A 14,921-nucleotide genomic window follows, 5' to 3' on the forward strand; every position below is an offset into this window, starting at 1 on the left:
GAGCAATGTGAAAGTTTCTTTGAGACGGCGATCACATCACGGGCGTGTGACGAACGTCAACGCCCGCAATTCCGTTGCGTGGAGCGCTCAGGGAAGCCACGACGGCGACGGCGGCGCGGTCCCCGCGCTGCGGGGTGCCGACGTCCTGTCCCACCTCCCGGTTAGGCTCCCTGCGGCGCGCCGCGCGAGGTGATCGATCCGGTGAGCGGCACCACCACCGCCGAGACCTGGGAGTACGACCAGTTGACCGCACAGCCTGAGACGCTCTACGGGGCCGACGACCTGACGCACCTGGAGGGCCTCGACGCCGTCCGGAAGCGTCCCGGCATGTACATCGGCTCCACCGACAGCCGTGGCGTGGGTCACCTCGTCAACGAGATCATCGACAACTCCACCGACGAGGGCGTGGCGGGCCACGCGACCCGGGTCGCGGTGATCCTGCACGCCGACGGCTCGGTGCAGGTCGACGACGACGGCCGGGGCATCCCGACCGACGTGCACGCCAAGTCCGGCATCTCCGGCGTCGAGCTGGTGCTCACCCGGCTGCACGCCGGCGGCAAGTTCGGCGGCTCGGGCTACAAGACCTCCGGCGGCCTGCACGGCGTCGGCGCCTCCGCCGTCAACGCCCTGTCCCGGCGCTTCGACGTCACCGTCCGGCGCGCCGGCAAGGTGCACGCCATGTCGTTCCGGCACGGCGTGCCCGGTGTCTTCGACGGCCCCGCCCCCGACGCCCCCTTCACCCCCGGCCCCGGCCTGCAGGTCGTCGGGTCGATGAAGCGCGGTGAGCCCACCGGCACCTCGATCCGCTACTGGCACGACCCGCGCTACTTCGAGACCGGCGCGGTGCTGGACGTCGCCGCCGTCCGGCTCAAGCTGCGCAACACCGCGTTCCTCGTCCCCGGCGTGACCTTCCTGCTGCGCGACCACAGCGGCGAGGAGCCGGTCGAGGAGACCTTCCACTTCCCCGACGGCCTCACCGACATGGTGGAGTTCCTCGCCCCGGCCGGCGACCGGCCCGTCTCCGGCACCCTGCTGGTCACCGGCGAGGGCACCTACCGGGAGAACGCCGCCGACGCCAACGGCGTCATGCAGTCCAACGTGCAGCGCCGCGCCGAGGTCGAGGTGGCGTTCCGCTGGGGCACCGGCTACGAGCGCACCGTCGAGTGCTTCACCAACACCATCCGCAACGCCCACGGCGGCACCCACCGCAAGGGCTTCGAGCGCGCCCTCGCCCGTACCCTGGCCGAGGCCGCCCGCAACGCGCGCGGCCTGCTGCGGCCCAAGGAGGACGCCCCCACCCTGGACGACGTCCTGGAGGGGATGACCGCCGTGGTGCACGTGCGGCTGCCCGAGCCGCAGTTCACCTCCCAGACCAAGGACGAGCTCTCCACCGCCGGCATCACGAAGGTGCTCCAGGGGCTGATCGAGGCGCACCTGAAGGCGTGGCTGGATGATCGCCGCACCAAGGCCGAGGCCCGCACGGTGCTGCAGAAGATCGTCGACGCGGCCCGGGTCCGGCTGACCCAGAAGCAGCAGAAGGACGCCGCCCGGCGCAAGACCGCCCTGGAGGGCGCGTCGATGCCGCCCAAGCTGGTCGACTGCCGCGCCTCGGGCATCGACAGAAGTGAATTGTTCATCGTGGAGGGGGACAGCGCCCTCGGGACAGGCCGATTGGCCCGTTCCGCGGAATATCAGGCGATCTTCCCGATCCGGGGCAAGATCCTCAACGTCCAGAAAGCCAACCTCCAGCAGGTGCTGGACAACGTCGAGTGCGCCGCGATCGTGCAGGTGCTCGGCGCGGGCTCCGGCCGCACCTTCGACCTCTCGGCGATGCGGTACGGCCGCGTGCTGATCATGGCCGACGCGGACGTGGACGGCGCGCACATCCGGACCCTGCTGATCACCCTCTTCGCCCGCTACATGCGCCCGCTGATCGAGGCCGGCCGGCTCTACGCCGCGATGCCGCCCCTGCACAAGATCACCACGAAGGGCCGCAGCCCGCAGACCGTCTACACCTACACCCAGGCGGAGATGGAGACGACGGTCCGCAAGCTGGAGAAGGCCGGCAAGCAGATCGTCACCCCGATCCCCCGCTTCAAGGGGCTCGGCGAGATGGACGCCGACGAGCTCTGGGACACCACGATGAACCCGGCCACCCGGGCGGTGCGCCGGATCACCCTCGACGACGTCGACGCCGCCGAGCGGATCCTGGAGCTGCTGATGGGGGAGAAGGTCGAGCCGCGCCGCAACTGGCTGATCGACTCCGCCGGCCGGGTCGACCGCGACGCGATCGACGCATGAGCCCGACCCGCCGCCGCCCGTCCGCCGCCCGCCGAGCAGAGAGCTGAGCCATGGCACGCCGTAAGAACACCGGTCCCCGGGCGGACCTGGCCGCCTTCGACCAGGCCGGCGCCCGGGTCTACGACAACCCGCTGGTCACCGAGGTCTCCGACTCCTACCTGGAGTACGCCTTCTCGGTCATCCACTCCCGCGCGCTGCCCGACGCCCGCGACGGCCTCAAGCCGGTGCACCGGCGCATCCTCTACTCGATGCACGAGGCGGGGCACCGCCCCGACCGGGCGCACGTGAAGTCCGCCCGGGTGGTCGGCGACGTGATGGGCCGGTACCACCCGCACGGCGACACCGCGATCTACGACGCGATGGTCCGACTGGCCCAGGACTTCTCGCTCAACGCCCCACTCATCGACGGGCATGGAAATTTTGGGAGCCCGGACGATGGCCCGGCTGCGGCCCGCTACACCGAAGCCCGGATGTCCCGGCAGGCGATGCTGCTCGTCGGCGAGCTGGGCGAGGACACCGTCGACGTCGAGCCGAACTACGACGGCTCGCTGACCCAGCCCACCGTGCTCCCGGCGGCGTTCCCCAACCTGCTGGTCAACGGCGCGTCCGGGATCGCGGTCGGGATGGCGACCAACATGATCCCGCACAACCTGGGCGAGGTCGTCTCCGCCGCCCGCTGGTTGATCAACCACCCGGACGCCGACCTGGACCGGCTGATGGAGTTCGTCCCCGGCCCGGACCTGCCGACCGGCGGGCTGCTGCTCGGCCTGGACGAGGTGCGCCGGGCGTACGAGACCGGGCGCGGCGTGGTGCGGATGCGCGGCCGGGTCGAGATCGGCCCGCTGGAGGGCAGCCGGGGCCGGCAGGCGATCACCGTCGTGGAGCTGCCCTACGGGGTGGGCGCGGAGAAGGTCATCGCCGCGATCACCCACGAGGTCAACAAGACCAAGCGGCTCACCGGCATCGCCGACGTCAAGGACCTCACCGACCGGGAGAACGGCACCCGGCTCGTCGTGGAGTGCAAGGTCGGGGTCAACCCGCAGGCGCTGCTGGCCGACCTCTACCGGCTCACCCCGCTGGAGCAGTCCTTCGGCGTGAACAACCTGGTCCTGGTGGACGGCCAACCCCGTACCCTCGGGCTCAAGGCGCTGCTGGAGGTCTTCCTGCGGCACCGCTACGAGGTGGTGACCCGGCGCACCGCATACCGGCGGCGCAAGCGCGAGGAGCGGCTGCACCTGGTCGACGGCCTACTCATCGCCCTGCTGGACATCGACAAGGTGGTCCGGTTGATCCGGGCCAGCGACGACGCCGCCGCCGCCAAGGACGGGCTGATGCGCCAGTTCGGGCTCTCCGAGATCCAGGCCGGCTACATCCTGGACACCCCGCTGCGCCGGCTGACGAAGTTCGACCGCATCGAGCTGGAGGCCGAGCAGGAGCAGCTCCGCTCCGAGATCGCCGCGCTGTCGGCCATCCTCGACGACGACAAGGTGCTGCGGAAGGTCGTCTCCGACGAGCTGGCCGCCGTGGTGAAGCAGTTCGGCACCGAGCGGCACACCACCCTGGTCGACGGCGACCTCAAGGAGGTGCTGGCCGCCTCCGCGCCGGCCGGACCCCTCGAGGTGGCCGACGACCCGTGCCAGGTGCTCCTCTCCGCCAGCGGGCTGGTCGCCCGGACCGCGGCCGAGTCGGAGGAGGCCGCCGAGGGGCGTCGCCGCAGCGGCCGGGTCAAGCACGACGCCGTACGCGCCGTCGCGCACTCCACCGCCCGGGGCCGGGTGCTCCTGGTGACCAGCGCCGGCCGGGCGTTCAAGATCGACGTGTTGCCGCTGCCGGTGCTCCCCGAGCAGGCGGGGACGGTGTCGCTGCGCGGCGGCATGTCCGCCGCCGAGCTGGTGCCGCTGGAACCCGGCGAGACGGTGGTCGGCCTGGCGCCGCTCGGCTCGCCGGCCGAGGGCTCGCCGGGGCTGGCCCTGGGCACCCGGCAGGGCGTGGTCAAGGTCTGCGCCCCGGACTGGCCGGTCCGCTCCGACGAGTTCGAGGTGATCGCCCTGCGCGAGGGCGACGCGGTGGTCGGGGCGACCTGGCTCGCCGACGGCGCCGAGACGCTGGCGTTCGTCTCGTCCGAGGCGGCGCTGCTGCGCTTCGCCGCGTCGCTGGTGCGCCCGCAGGGGCCGAAGGGCGGCGGCATGGCCGGCATGAACCTCCCCGCCGGGGCCCGGGTGGTGTTCTTCGGCGCGATCCGCACCGACGATCCGGGGCACGGCGAGCCGATGGTGGTCACCTCCACCGGCGCGACGGTGAAGGTGACGCCGTTCGAGGCGTACCCGGCGAAGGGCCGGGCGACCGGCGGGGTGCGTGCGCAACGGCTGCTCAAGGGCGAGACGGACCTGGTGGTGGCCTGGATCGGCCCGCGCCCGGTCGGCGCGACCCCCACCGGCGACCCGGTGGAGCTGCCGCCGGCGGACCCGCGCCGCGACGGCAGCGGCTTCGCCGTCATGCTCGGCCCGTCGGTGATCGGCCACCAGATCCAACGCGACTGACGCGCTGGCGGGACGGGCACCCTCGGGCCGCCCGTCCCGCGCGCAACCTTGGACGCTTCACGTACCGGGTGAACGCGAAGCGTCCAAGGTCTGCCGACTCCACCTCCGCTGCGTGCGGCGGTGATGTGCAGGAGATCGCCGGCCCAAGGGAGTGGTACTACCCTGTCTGCCCTGAAGCACTCCCCTTGGGCCATACTGTCGAATCGTGGAGCTGCTTGGGTTGGATGAGATCCGGGACCTGCTTGGCGGGATCAGCAAGCAGCGCGCCACGATCATCGTGGGTCGCAAGGGGTTCCCTGACCCCCCTCGTCACCTTGAAGATGGGCCGCGTCTGGGATGGCGCAGCCGTCCGGGCCTGGATCGCCACGAACCGCCCCGGCCCATCCGACGAGGACTGACCGGAGCGCAGTCGACCGCTCACCAGACCCTGGACGTTTCGCGTTCACCGGCGACGTGAAGTGTCCAAGATTTCGCGAGTCCGACACCGCTGACGACTTCGCTGGCGTCGACTTCGAAGAATTGCGGCTGTTGTCGTGCCGCGCGACGCATGGATCGTGCGCTCAGGCGACGCCGGCGGGGCGGAACTGCACGCTGACCCGGGGACCGACCGGTCGGGCGGTCTTCGGGATCGCGTGCTCCCAGGTGCGCTGGCAGGCCCCGCCCATCACCACCAGATCGCCGTGCCCGAGCGGGAAGCGCAGGCTCACGCCGCCGCCGCCGCGTGGGCGCAGCAGCAGCGGCCGGGGCGAGCCGAACGACACGATGGCGACCATGGTGTCGGTGTGCGCCGAGCGCCCCTGGGTGTCGCCGTGCCAGGCGACGCTGTCGCGGCCGTCGCGGTAGAGGCACATCCCGGCGGTGGTGAACGGCTCGCCCAGCTCCGGGGCGTAGTGCGCGGTCAGCGCCGCCCGCGCCTCGGTGAGCACCGGGTGCGGCAGCGGGCGGTGGGCGGCGTACCAGCAGAGCAGCCGGGGGACCGCCACCTCGGCGTCGTACATGGTGCGGCGCTCGGCCCGCCAAGGCACCTCGGCGAGCAGGGTGTCGAGCACCCCGTCGGAGCCGAGGACCCAGCCGGGCAGGTGGTCGACCCAGGCGCCCCGGTCGAGGCGGTGCCGGCGCAGCCGCCCGGCCAGCGGGCCCAGCGCGGGACCGTCGACGGCGAGGTCGAGCATCGAGGGTTGGTAGGCGGCACCGGACATGGCTCGATCCTAGCCGGGCTTTCGTACACCCGTACGATTGGGTGGGTTGGTCAGCGCGAGCACCTCGTCGGCCACGCGGGCCCGGCCTCGCCCGTCGACGGTGGACCAGGCGCGGGCGGCGAGCGCGGCCCGGCGCTCGGGGGCGCCCAGCAGGGCGCGCAGCGTCCGCGCGGCGTGGGCGCGGGCCGTGCGGCCGGGCAGCCCGGCGGCGGTCAGCGCGGGCAGCTCACCCAGGCCGACGGCGATCCGGTCGGCCACCACCCGGCGGTACGACTCGCGCTGGTTGTCCACCACGCAGACCAGGGCGGCGGGCGCGCCCAGGCAGCACAGCTCCCACACCGAGGTGCCGGCCGCGCTGACCACCAGGTCGGCGGCGGTGATCAGGGTGGGCAGGTCGTCGGTGGGCGGGACGGGCCGCAGCGCCTGGCCCCGCTTCGGGTGCAGCGCCGCCAGCTCCGCGTCGACGTCGGCCCGGCCCACGACCACCGTCAGGTCCATCGGGTGCCCGGTGCCGAGCAGCGCGCGGGCCAGCACCGGCGCGGCGCCGAACGCGTCGGTGCCGCCGAAGAAGGCGAGCACCCGGGGCCGCGCGGTCCGGGCCGCCGGGCGCGGGGCCGCCGGCCGGGCCGCCAGCACGCTGTCGCGCAGCAGCGCGTACGTCGTTCCGGCGAGCAGCCGGCCGGGCAGCGGCCCGTGCGTCGCGCCCAGGTTCTGGTCCAGGTACACGTCGGCGTCCTGCCCCCGGGTGTCGCCGTCGACCACGGCGACGGTGAGCACCCCCGCCGCCCGCAGTGCCCCCGCCCCGGCCGGGTCCAGCTCGTAGGAGTCGAGCACCATCACGTCCAGGTCGTGCCGGCGGGCCGCCGCGACGAGGTCGGCCGGGCGGTCGGGGCCGGGGTGCAGCGGGATGCCCCGCTCGGCGAGCTGGCGGGCCGCCCAGCCGAGCCCGCCGACGCCGCCGAAGAACTCGACCGGCACCCCTCGGGCGAGGAACTCCTCGGCGAGGGCGAGGCAGCGCACCAGGTGCCCGACGCCGCGGGTCGGGCCGGCGTCGCAGCGCATCCCGACGCGTACCGTGCTCAGGGCTCCTCCAACCGCTCCGCCGCGCCGCTCCACAGCTCAGGTGCGGCGTACCCGTACGACGTTACGGCCCTGCGGCCCCGACCGGTGCCGATCCGGCGGCGCGGGCGGTGGAAGGTGCGCGCCGGGTTCGGGTGCGGTTGTTGTCGCCAGGGCGGCAACGACCGCACCCGTTGGGCGCGGGATGCCGCCGCGTCAGCGGTTGAGCATCTTGCGGACCCGGCCGCCGACCGCCGCGCGGACCCGGGTGCGCAGGCGCTGGGCCTGGAGCTCCTCGACGTTCTCCGTGAGCTCCCGGTGGCGGTCGCGCAGCCACTGGATCCGGTTGATCAACTCGGCCGGGTCGGTGGCGGACTGGGCGCGTACCGCCGGGGGGAAGCTGGTCTCGGCGACCTGCCGGTCGAATCGGGCGGCGCTGTCGCCGTCGGCGAAGGAGTTGCCCAGGTCGTGCTTGGCCAAAAACGCCGTCATCGTCTCGAAGCGGGCCCGGTGCCCGTCGTTCATGGCCGTGTAGTCGGCCTCGTCGTAGAGCGCGATGGCGTCCACGTCGCCCGAGACGTCCCCCATGATCCGGTGCGGGATGTCGAAGTACCGGGCCAGCTCCAGGGTGCGCGAGTCGTGGGCGAAGAGGTAACCCGGCGTCCCGGCGATCAGCGCGGTGATGGTGCCGTGGATGCGGGTGCCGAAGTTGAAGTCGAACCCGGAGAGGTATTCCATCCAGGTCCACGGGTCGACGAACATCCGCACCTTGTCCTCGACGAAGAGCGGGTGCGAGGTGTGGATCGGGATGGCGGCCTTCTTGCCCCGCTCCTCCGGCAGGTCACCGTAGAGCAGGGTGCCGAGGGTCTTCAGGTCCTGCGGGATGTAGCGCAGGTTCGGGTAGCGCCGGTGGTGCGAGGTGATCACCTTCGCCATCGACTTGACGTACGGGGAGACGGTCAGCGCCACCCGGTCGGTGACGGTGAGCGTCGCCTTGCGCTTGCGCACCCCGAGGGTGTCGCCGTGCAGGAACATCGAGGGGCAGCCGATCACGTCGACGGCGGAGAAGCCGAGGCTGCGCAGGTACCCCTCGGTGATCTCGCCGCGCACGCCGATGCTGTGCGACCGCTCGAGCACCGCCCGGGCGAACGCCTTCACCGCGTCGTCGATCGGCCGCAGGTACTCGTGGTCGCCCTTGACGTTCGTCTGCGCGCCGACGCCCAGCACCACCACCGGGATCTTCAGCCGCTCGATCAGCCGGGTCATGGTGACCAGCCGATGGGCGTAGCTGCGCCGGAACGCGTTGGCCAGCGGCACCACGAAGACGTCGTACTTCTCGTTGATCTCGTCGGCGTCGCGCGGGTTGGCCCGGAACGCCGTCGGGGTGATCTGCGCCGTCGACGTGCTCAGCAGCTTGTGCGCCGCGTGGCTGAACACGAGGTTGCCGGTGTTGTCGCCGATCCAGTTGTGCTCGAACGTCTCCTCGGGGGAGAGGACGTCGAACGGCCCCTTCTTGGCCCGCAACAGGATCCGCTGGTGCATCGATATGTCCCTCTCGTCGTGTCCGCCCCGTGGGGCGCGTCGTGCGGGGTGCGCGCCGACGAGCGTCGATGTCGGCCGGGGCGACCGGGCCCGACCGGCCCCGATCGTGCCCCGACCAGGGTCCGGGCGGCAACGCCCGTCGGCTGGAAACCGCGATACTAAGTCATCGCACCGCCGCCCTCAGCAGGCGTGTCATCGCGGGGGGAGTGGGCCACCGCACGGCCCGCGCAGCGGGGGCCGGGCGGTCGCAGCGGGTAGGGTGCCCGGCGGACGGCTCCCCACCGGCCCGCCACCGGTGCGGCCCCGGCCGTCCGGCGGGACCGAGGCGAGGAGGCGTGGTGCTGGTGACCCTGCGGACGGACGGACCGCCGGCATGACCAGCGCACCCACCGTCACGTCACCCGGGCCGCCGGCCCGGCTGCCCTCGCTGACCGGTCTACGCTGGATCGCCGCCCTGCTCGTCTTCGGCTACCACGTCGGCACCATGCGGATCGTCGCCGAGCCCGACTACCAGGCCGTCGTCGACTGGACGTTCAGCCTCGGGCTGTCGGGGGTGGAGTTCTTCTTCATCCTCAGCGGATTCGTGCTGGTCTGGTCGGCCCGCGACGGGGATCGCCGCCGCGACTTCTGGCGTCGGCGGATCGCCAAGATCTACCCCAATCATTTGCTGATGTGGGCGGTGGTGCTGGCCACCGGCGTCTGGGTCTTCGCCGACCCGGTGAACCTCCGCGCCGCCGTGGAGAACCTGTTCCTGCTCCAGGCCTGGGACCCGACGCCCGGCTACTTCTACAGCGTCAACTCGGTGAGCTGGTCGCTCTCCTGCGAGCTGTTCTTCTACTTCTGCCTGCCCTTCGCGCTGCCGCTGATCCGCCGGGCGCGCCCCGGGGCACTGTGGGCGGTGGTGGTCGCCGTGCCGCTGCTGATCGTGGCGCTCTGGCCCGGCCAGCACCTGCTGCCGACGGAGAGCACCTGGTGGTTCACCCAGGTCTTCCCGGTGACGCGGTCGCTGGAATTCTGGATGGGCGTGGCCGCCGCCGAGCTGCTGCGCCGGGGGCTCTGGCGGGGCCCCGGCCTCACCGCCGCCAGCGTGATCTTCGTGGTCACCTGGGTCGTCGCCGCGCAGTGGATCCCCGCCCAGCTCTGGGCGGCGCTGCTGGCGGCGGCGTACGTGCTGGTCATCGCCGCCGCCGCCGACGCGGACGTGCGCGGCGTGCGGACGCCGTGGCGGTCGCGGCCGATGGTCTGGCTCGGCGAGGTCTCCTTCGCCTTCTACCTGGTGCACGTCTTCGTGATGGTCACCGTGCTGCGGCTGGCCGGCCGGCTCGGGGTGGGGCTGCCCGGCTGGTGGGGGCCGCTGGCCGCGCTCGGCTTCCTGGCGGTGGGCCTGGGACTGGCCGCGCTGCTGCACCGCTGGGTGGAGATGCCGCTGACCCGCCGGCTCGGACCACCCCGCCGCCCCCGCCCCCCGGCCACCGGCCCCGGCCCTGCCGCCCCCGCCGCTGCGGCGTCGGGCGAGCCGACGGCGGTTCCCGGGCCGCGCCGTGCCCGGGAGCACGTGCCGGTCGCCGATCCGCGCCGAACGGTTGCCTGATCGCACGCGTGGTTCCGCGCGGGGAGCGGAGCGCCGGGGCGGCGCGACACGCCCGGCAGCGGTGCGCCGGTCGGCCGGTTTCGGTAGCGTGACCGCGTGCCGCCCGTCGGGGGTCACGACAACCCCGGTGCGGCCGTTCCGGCCCGGTCCCCGTAGGTGCTCCCATGGACGTCGTTCTTCACCAGTTTCTCGTCGAGGTGCCGCTGGCCGCCGCCATCTGGTCGATCCTGCTCGTGGTGGCGCTGAGCGTGCTCACCGTCCTGGTCGCCCGCCCGCAGCGGGACCGCCCGGCCGTCGAGCCCGCCCCGCCCGCCGTCGAGCCGCCGGGGCAGGATGCCGCGCAGCAGGCCGCCGACCTGCGCCGGTACGCCGAGGAGGTGGCGGTGGCCGCCGCCGGCGCCGCCCGGACGGCCCGGCGTCGCCGCGCCGCGTGGCTCGCCGCCCAGGACGCGCTCGAACGGGCCTGGCAGGCGTACGACGAGGCGGAGACCGCCGCCCGGCGGCTGCGCGGCACCCACGCCCTGCCGCCGCCGCGCACCCCGCGCACCCCCGCCGAGTACGCCGCCCGCGAGCGCTGGCTGCACCACGGCGCCACCGCCGCCCACCTGCGCGGTGAGCTCTCCATCCGGCAGCTCTGCGACGTCTTCGCGCGGCGGGGCGGCTGGGACCCCCGGCTGCACCCGGCCGAGCAGGAGGTCGTCCTGGCCCGTGCGGTGCGCGACGGCAAACAGGCCGGCTACCGGGCGGCCGTGGCCCGCGAGCGGGCGGCGTGGCGCGACGCCGAGCTGGCCGCCGAGGCCGCTCGCGCGTTGGCCGCCGAGGCGTACGCCGCCGCGTGGCGGGCCCGCCCGGTCCTGCGGCCCGCCGCCCGGCCGGCCACGGCGGCGGCCCGGCCGGCCGCGCGGGCGACCGCCCGGTGGCGGCCGGCCCGGTGGCGGCCGGCCCGCGTCGGCTGAACCCCGTCCCTGCCGGCCCCGCCTGCCGGCCCCGTCCCTGCCGGCCCCGCCTGCCGGCCCCTGCTCGGCCACCCGGCAGGGCGACCGAGCAGAGGCGGGGGTTGACTACTGCTGACACCTGGGTCAGCTCGTCTCGCCGGCCACGCTGAACGAGCGGAGCCGGTCGATCGCCAGCACGGTGAAGCCCACGCTGATCAGCGCGGTCATCACCGCCGCCACCGGCACCGACACGCCGCCCTCCAACAGCGCCGTGGGGGCGATCCGGTCGGCGAGAGCGATGACGTACTGCTGGATGGAGAGCACCTTGGTGCCGCTGACGACGCTGCCGAGCAGCCCCTCCCAGATCAGCACGTAGACCAGGCCGAGCAGCACCGGCCGGCGGGTGAGCAGGCTGAGCGCCAGGAAGAGCGCCGAGTACGCCAGCGCACCGACCGCCGACGCGGCGGCGAGGGCCAGGCCGAGGCGTACGGAGTCGGCCAGCGTGCCCGCGATGAGGAGCGGGACGGCGGCGGTGGCCCCGGTGACGACGGTGGCCACCGCCAGCTTGGGCAGCACGATCTGCCAGCGGGGCAGGGGCTTGGTCAGGATGTGCACGACGGTGCCGTCGTCGATCTCGGCGCCCAGCACGCCGGTGCCGACGATCAGGGCGACCACCGGGAGCACCACGGCCAGGCCGAGACCGACCAGCACCGGCGGGCCCCAGTCGTCGGCGTCCGCCCCGAGCGGCCCGGCGATCACGGCCAACAGCACCAGCAGCGCGGGCAGCGGCAGCAGCAGGAGGAACCGGCGACGGCCGAAGAGCCCGCGCAGGGTGATCCAGGAAACGGTAGACATGGGTCAGGCCTCCACCAGGTAGGAGAAGACGCTCTCCAGGGACTCGTCCTGGGGGATCAGTTGTCGCACCCGGATGCCCTCCCGCAGAGCGATCTTCGGCAGGACGCGGGTGAACGCGCCGTAGTCGCCGGCGCGCACGACCAGCCCGGCGCGGTCCAGCTCGACACCCGTCACCGACGCCTCGGCCATCAGCGCCACGGCGAGCGCCCGATCGTCGGTGGAGTGCACGGTGAACACGTGCGGCCGGTTGGTCATCAGCCGGCGGATGGTGCGGAAGTCGCCGGAGGCGGCCAGCCGGCCGGCGACCATCACCTGCACGGTGCCGGAGACCTGCTCGACCTCCTCCAGGATGTGCGAGCTGAACAGGATGGTGCGACCGGCGTCGCCGAGGCGGTGCAGCAGCTGCATCATGTGCAGCCGCTGGCGCGGGTCCATCCCGTTGAACGGCTCGTCGAGCAGCAGCACCTGCGGCTCGTGGACCAGCGCGGCGGCCACCCGGGCGCGCTGGCGCATCCCCTTGGAGTACGTGCCGATCCGACGGTCCTGCGCGCCCTCCATCTCGACCAGGGCGATCGCCCGGTGGGCCGCCGCCGCCGGGTCGGGCAACCGGTGCAGCTTCGCGCTGGCCAGCACGAACTCGTACGCGGTGAGGAAGGTGTGCACGGCCTCCCGCTCGCTGACCAGGCCGAGGCGGCGGTAGACGTCGGGGTTGCGCCAGGTGGGGCGGCCGTCGAGGCTGACCGCCCCGCGCGAGGGGGCCAGGAAGCCCGCCATCATGTGCAGCAGGGTCGTCTTGCCGGCCCCGTTCGGGCCGAGCAGCCCGGTGACGCCGGGGCCGAGGCTCATGCTGACGTCGTTGACCGCCACCACGTTGCCGTACCAGCGGGAGACGCCGGTGAGGTCGAGGGTGCTGGTGGCGGCGGTCGACGCCCCCGTCGCCTGGTCGGCGCTGATCGTGGTCATCGGGCGGCCACCTTCCGGTATCGCAGCAGCAGCAGGGCGACGCAGCCGGCGACGAGCAGCACGGCGGCGACCGCGTAGACGGGGCCGAAGTCGCCGATCGGGACGGGGGCCTGGGGCCCGAGCAGGTCACCGAGCGCCCACTCGCCCACGCCACCCACCAGCGTCGACGGCGAGGCGAGGAAGGCCAGCTCGTTGACCGCCTTGGCCGGCATGATCGACAGGGTGCCGACGATCGGCGTGGTCATCAGGAACACGGCCACGATGCCGCCGGCCCCGAACGCCCGCTTGCCGGTGAGGGAGGCGACCAGCAGCCCGATCGAGGCGAAGACCACCGCCCACAGCCCGGCGTAGAGCAGCCCCGGCAGCAGGTCGAGCAGCTCGTCCCAGACCCCGCGCATGCCGTCACCGACGGTGAAGGCGGCACCCAGGAACATCACCAGCTGCGGCCCGCCGAGCAGCAACCACAGCGCGGTGGTCAGCGCCGCCAGCTTGGCCAGTGGGTAGTCCGAGCGCGGCAGCGGCCGGGAGAAGTAGAGCGGCAGCACCCCGCTGTGCAGGTCCCGGCTGACCAGCTCGGGGGCGACCACCGCGACGAAGAAGATGACCAGCCAGCTCAGGTTGTCGGCGAACTGGGCGTACGTCATCACCACCTCGCCGAGCTGGCTGCGCACGGCGGTGACGACGACGGCGACCACCGTGACGATGCCCACCACCAGCCAGGGGAAGATCTTGGCCTTGGCGCTGCGGCCCAGCCCGAACGCCGTGCGCAGGCCGTGCAGGTAGAGCGCGCCGAAGACGGCCCGGCGGCCCAGCCGGGGGCCGGTGTAGCGCTGGTAGCCGATGTCGTGGATGACGCCGGTCGGCTCAGGCATGGCTGGGCTCCCTCGTGGCGAAGAGCTCGGAGACCCGGTGCCGGCGCTGGTCGAGCCGGTGCAGCGGCAGGTCCAGCTCGGCGACCGCGCCGAGGATCAGGTCGTAGGTGGCGTCGTCGACGAGCTCGACGAGCAGCAGCCGGCCGTCCCGGCGCACCGGCAGGTCGAGCGCCGTCAGCCGGACGGCCAGCTCCTCGGTGCCCTCGCTGACCTCGACGGCCAGCACGTCGGTGGCGGTGGTCATGGCGGAGATGTGGTCGGCGCGCAGCAGCCGCCCGCCGTCGATGGCGACGAGGGTGTCGCAGATCCGTTCCACCTCGCCGAGCAGGTGCGAGCAGACCAGCACGGAGATGCCGAACTCGGTGCCGATGCGGTGCACCAACGCCAGCATCGCGTCCCGGCCGGCCGGGTCGAGGCCGTTGGTCGGCTCGTCGAGCAGCAGCAGGTCGGGGTCGTGCACGAGGGCCTGGGCGAGCTTGACCCGCTGCTTCATGCCGGTGGAGTAGCCGCCGACGGGGCGGTAGCGCTCCTCGTAGAGCCCGACGTGGCGCAGCGCCTCGGAGGCCCGCTCGCGGGCGACCGTGCGCGGCAGGCCGCTGATCCGGCCGAGGTGGGTGACCAGCTCCGCGGCGGAGAGATCCGGTGGGAGGGCGTCGTGCTCGGGCATGTAGCCGACCCGGGCGCGGACCCGGGCGGAGTCGGTGGTCGGGTCGAGCCCGAGCACCCGGACCCGACCGCTGGTCGGGGCGAGGAGGCCGAGCAGGATCTTGATGAGGGTGGACTTGCCGGCGCCGTTCGCGCCGACCAGGCCGATGATCCCCGGCTCGACCGCGACGGTCAGGTCGGCCAACGCGGTGACCGTGCCCCCGTACGTCTTGGTCAGCGACTCGGTCGCGATGAGTGTCACGCCGTACAGCGTAGGGAGCCGGACGGCCCACGGGTGCCCGAGCGGCCCCGGCGGGTCCCTGATCTTTTTCGCCGGGTTCCCCTAATACTCCAGCAGGAGATCCGTTCTGACCTGCTGTGGCGGTGTGGTTTTGTCCGTGGTCATGGAGCAGCCACCG

Annotated in this window: 11 protein-coding genes; 4 read left to right on the forward strand and 7 right to left on the reverse strand. The window is 73.3% G+C overall.

The window, feature by feature from the left end; translation table 11 throughout:
- Positions 1-201: 201 nt before the first annotated feature.
- Positions 202-2,301, forward strand: a complete 2,100-nt coding sequence (locus ACLQ2V_RS21205; protein ID WP_425720276.1) for a DNA gyrase/topoisomerase IV subunit B — start codon at positions 202-204, stop codon at positions 2,299-2,301.
- Between the two features lie 50 nt (positions 2,302-2,351).
- Positions 2,352-4,841 carry a DNA gyrase/topoisomerase IV subunit A gene (locus ACLQ2V_RS21210; RefSeq protein ID WP_425720277.1) on the forward strand — a complete coding sequence of 830 codons (2,490 nt, stop codon included), beginning with the start codon at positions 2,352-2,354 and terminating at the stop codon, positions 4,839-4,841.
- 560 nt (positions 4,842-5,401) lie between these two features.
- On the opposite strand, the gene ACLQ2V_RS21215 is transcribed toward ACLQ2V_RS21210, so the two are convergent.
- The 3 genes from ACLQ2V_RS21215 to ACLQ2V_RS21225 form a co-directional block, all read right to left on the reverse strand.
- Positions 5,402-6,040: an alpha-ketoglutarate-dependent dioxygenase AlkB gene (locus tag ACLQ2V_RS21215; RefSeq protein WP_425720278.1), complete on the reverse strand. Its 639-nt coding sequence runs from the start codon at positions 6,038-6,040 to the stop codon at positions 5,402-5,404.
- A gap of 9 nt (positions 6,041-6,049) precedes the next feature.
- Positions 6,050-7,123, reverse strand: a complete 1,074-nt coding sequence (locus tag ACLQ2V_RS21220) for a PseG/SpsG family protein (protein ID WP_425720294.1) — start codon at positions 7,121-7,123, stop codon at positions 6,050-6,052.
- Positions 7,124-7,315: 192 nt separating this feature from the next.
- Positions 7,316-8,641: a polysaccharide pyruvyl transferase family protein gene (locus tag ACLQ2V_RS21225; RefSeq protein WP_425720279.1), complete on the reverse strand. Its 1,326-nt coding sequence runs from the start codon at positions 8,639-8,641 to the stop codon at positions 7,316-7,318.
- 373 nt (positions 8,642-9,014) lie between these two features.
- Here ACLQ2V_RS21225 and ACLQ2V_RS21230 point away from each other — a divergent pair, with 373 nt between their 5' ends.
- Together ACLQ2V_RS21230 and ACLQ2V_RS21235 are read left to right on the forward strand one after the other, a co-directional pair.
- A complete protein-coding gene (locus tag ACLQ2V_RS21230) occupies positions 9,015-10,232 on the forward strand; it encodes an acyltransferase family protein (protein ID WP_425720280.1) in 1,218 nt (405 codons plus the stop codon).
- Between the two features lie 164 nt (positions 10,233-10,396).
- Positions 10,397-11,188 carry a hypothetical protein gene (locus ACLQ2V_RS21235; RefSeq protein ID WP_425720281.1) on the forward strand — a complete coding sequence of 264 codons (792 nt, stop codon included), beginning with the start codon at positions 10,397-10,399 and terminating at the stop codon, positions 11,186-11,188.
- A gap of 123 nt (positions 11,189-11,311) precedes the next feature.
- Here the strand turns inward: ACLQ2V_RS21235 and ACLQ2V_RS21240 are convergent, their stop codons facing one another.
- The 4 genes from ACLQ2V_RS21240 to ACLQ2V_RS21255 are packed head-to-tail and all read right to left on the reverse strand — an operon-like array spanning position 11,312 to position 14,764.
- A complete protein-coding gene (locus ACLQ2V_RS21240) occupies positions 11,312-12,022 on the reverse strand; it encodes an ABC transporter permease subunit (protein WP_425720282.1) in 711 nt (236 codons plus the stop codon).
- Between the two features lie 3 nt (positions 12,023-12,025).
- Complete coding sequence (locus ACLQ2V_RS21245) at positions 12,026-12,985, reverse strand: ABC transporter ATP-binding protein (RefSeq protein WP_425720283.1); 960 nt, start codon at positions 12,983-12,985, stop codon at positions 12,026-12,028.
- Positions 12,982-13,857: an ABC transporter permease gene (locus ACLQ2V_RS21250; RefSeq protein ID WP_425720284.1), complete on the reverse strand. Its 876-nt coding sequence runs from the start codon at positions 13,855-13,857 to the stop codon at positions 12,982-12,984. Before ACLQ2V_RS21250 ends, ACLQ2V_RS21245 begins: the two co-directional genes overlap by 4 nt.
- Positions 13,850-14,764: an ABC transporter ATP-binding protein gene (locus ACLQ2V_RS21255; protein ID WP_425720285.1), complete on the reverse strand. Its 915-nt coding sequence runs from the start codon at positions 14,762-14,764 to the stop codon at positions 13,850-13,852. Before ACLQ2V_RS21255 ends, ACLQ2V_RS21250 begins: the two co-directional genes overlap by 8 nt.
- Between the last annotated feature and the right edge of the window lie 157 nt (positions 14,765-14,921).

Origin of the sequence: Micromonospora sp. DT233, assembly GCF_049841815.1 — a bacterium.
Taxonomy (GTDB): domain Bacteria; phylum Actinomycetota; class Actinomycetes; order Mycobacteriales; family Micromonosporaceae; genus Micromonospora.

Coding starts and splice junctions, on each gene's coding strand:
- ACLQ2V_RS21210 (WP_425720277.1), top strand. CDS start 2,352: ATGGCACGCCGTAAGAACACCGGTCCCCGGGCGGACCTGGCCGCCTTC.
- ACLQ2V_RS21215 (WP_425720278.1), bottom strand. CDS start 6,040: ATGTCCGGTGCCGCCTACCAACCCTCGATGCTCGACCTCGCCGTCGAC.
- ACLQ2V_RS21225 (WP_425720279.1), bottom strand. CDS start 8,641: ATGCACCAGCGGATCCTGTTGCGGGCCAAGAAGGGGCCGTTCGACGTC.
- ACLQ2V_RS21230 (WP_425720280.1), top strand. CDS start 9,015: ATGACCAGCGCACCCACCGTCACGTCACCCGGGCCGCCGGCCCGGCTG.
- ACLQ2V_RS21235 (WP_425720281.1), top strand. CDS start 10,397: ATGGACGTCGTTCTTCACCAGTTTCTCGTCGAGGTGCCGCTGGCCGCC.
- ACLQ2V_RS21240 (WP_425720282.1), bottom strand. CDS start 12,022: ATGTCTACCGTTTCCTGGATCACCCTGCGCGGGCTCTTCGGCCGTCGC.
- ACLQ2V_RS21245 (WP_425720283.1), bottom strand. CDS start 12,985: ATGACCACGATCAGCGCCGACCAGGCGACGGGGGCGTCGACCGCCGCC.
- ACLQ2V_RS21250 (WP_425720284.1), bottom strand. CDS start 13,857: ATGCCTGAGCCGACCGGCGTCATCCACGACATCGGCTACCAGCGCTAC.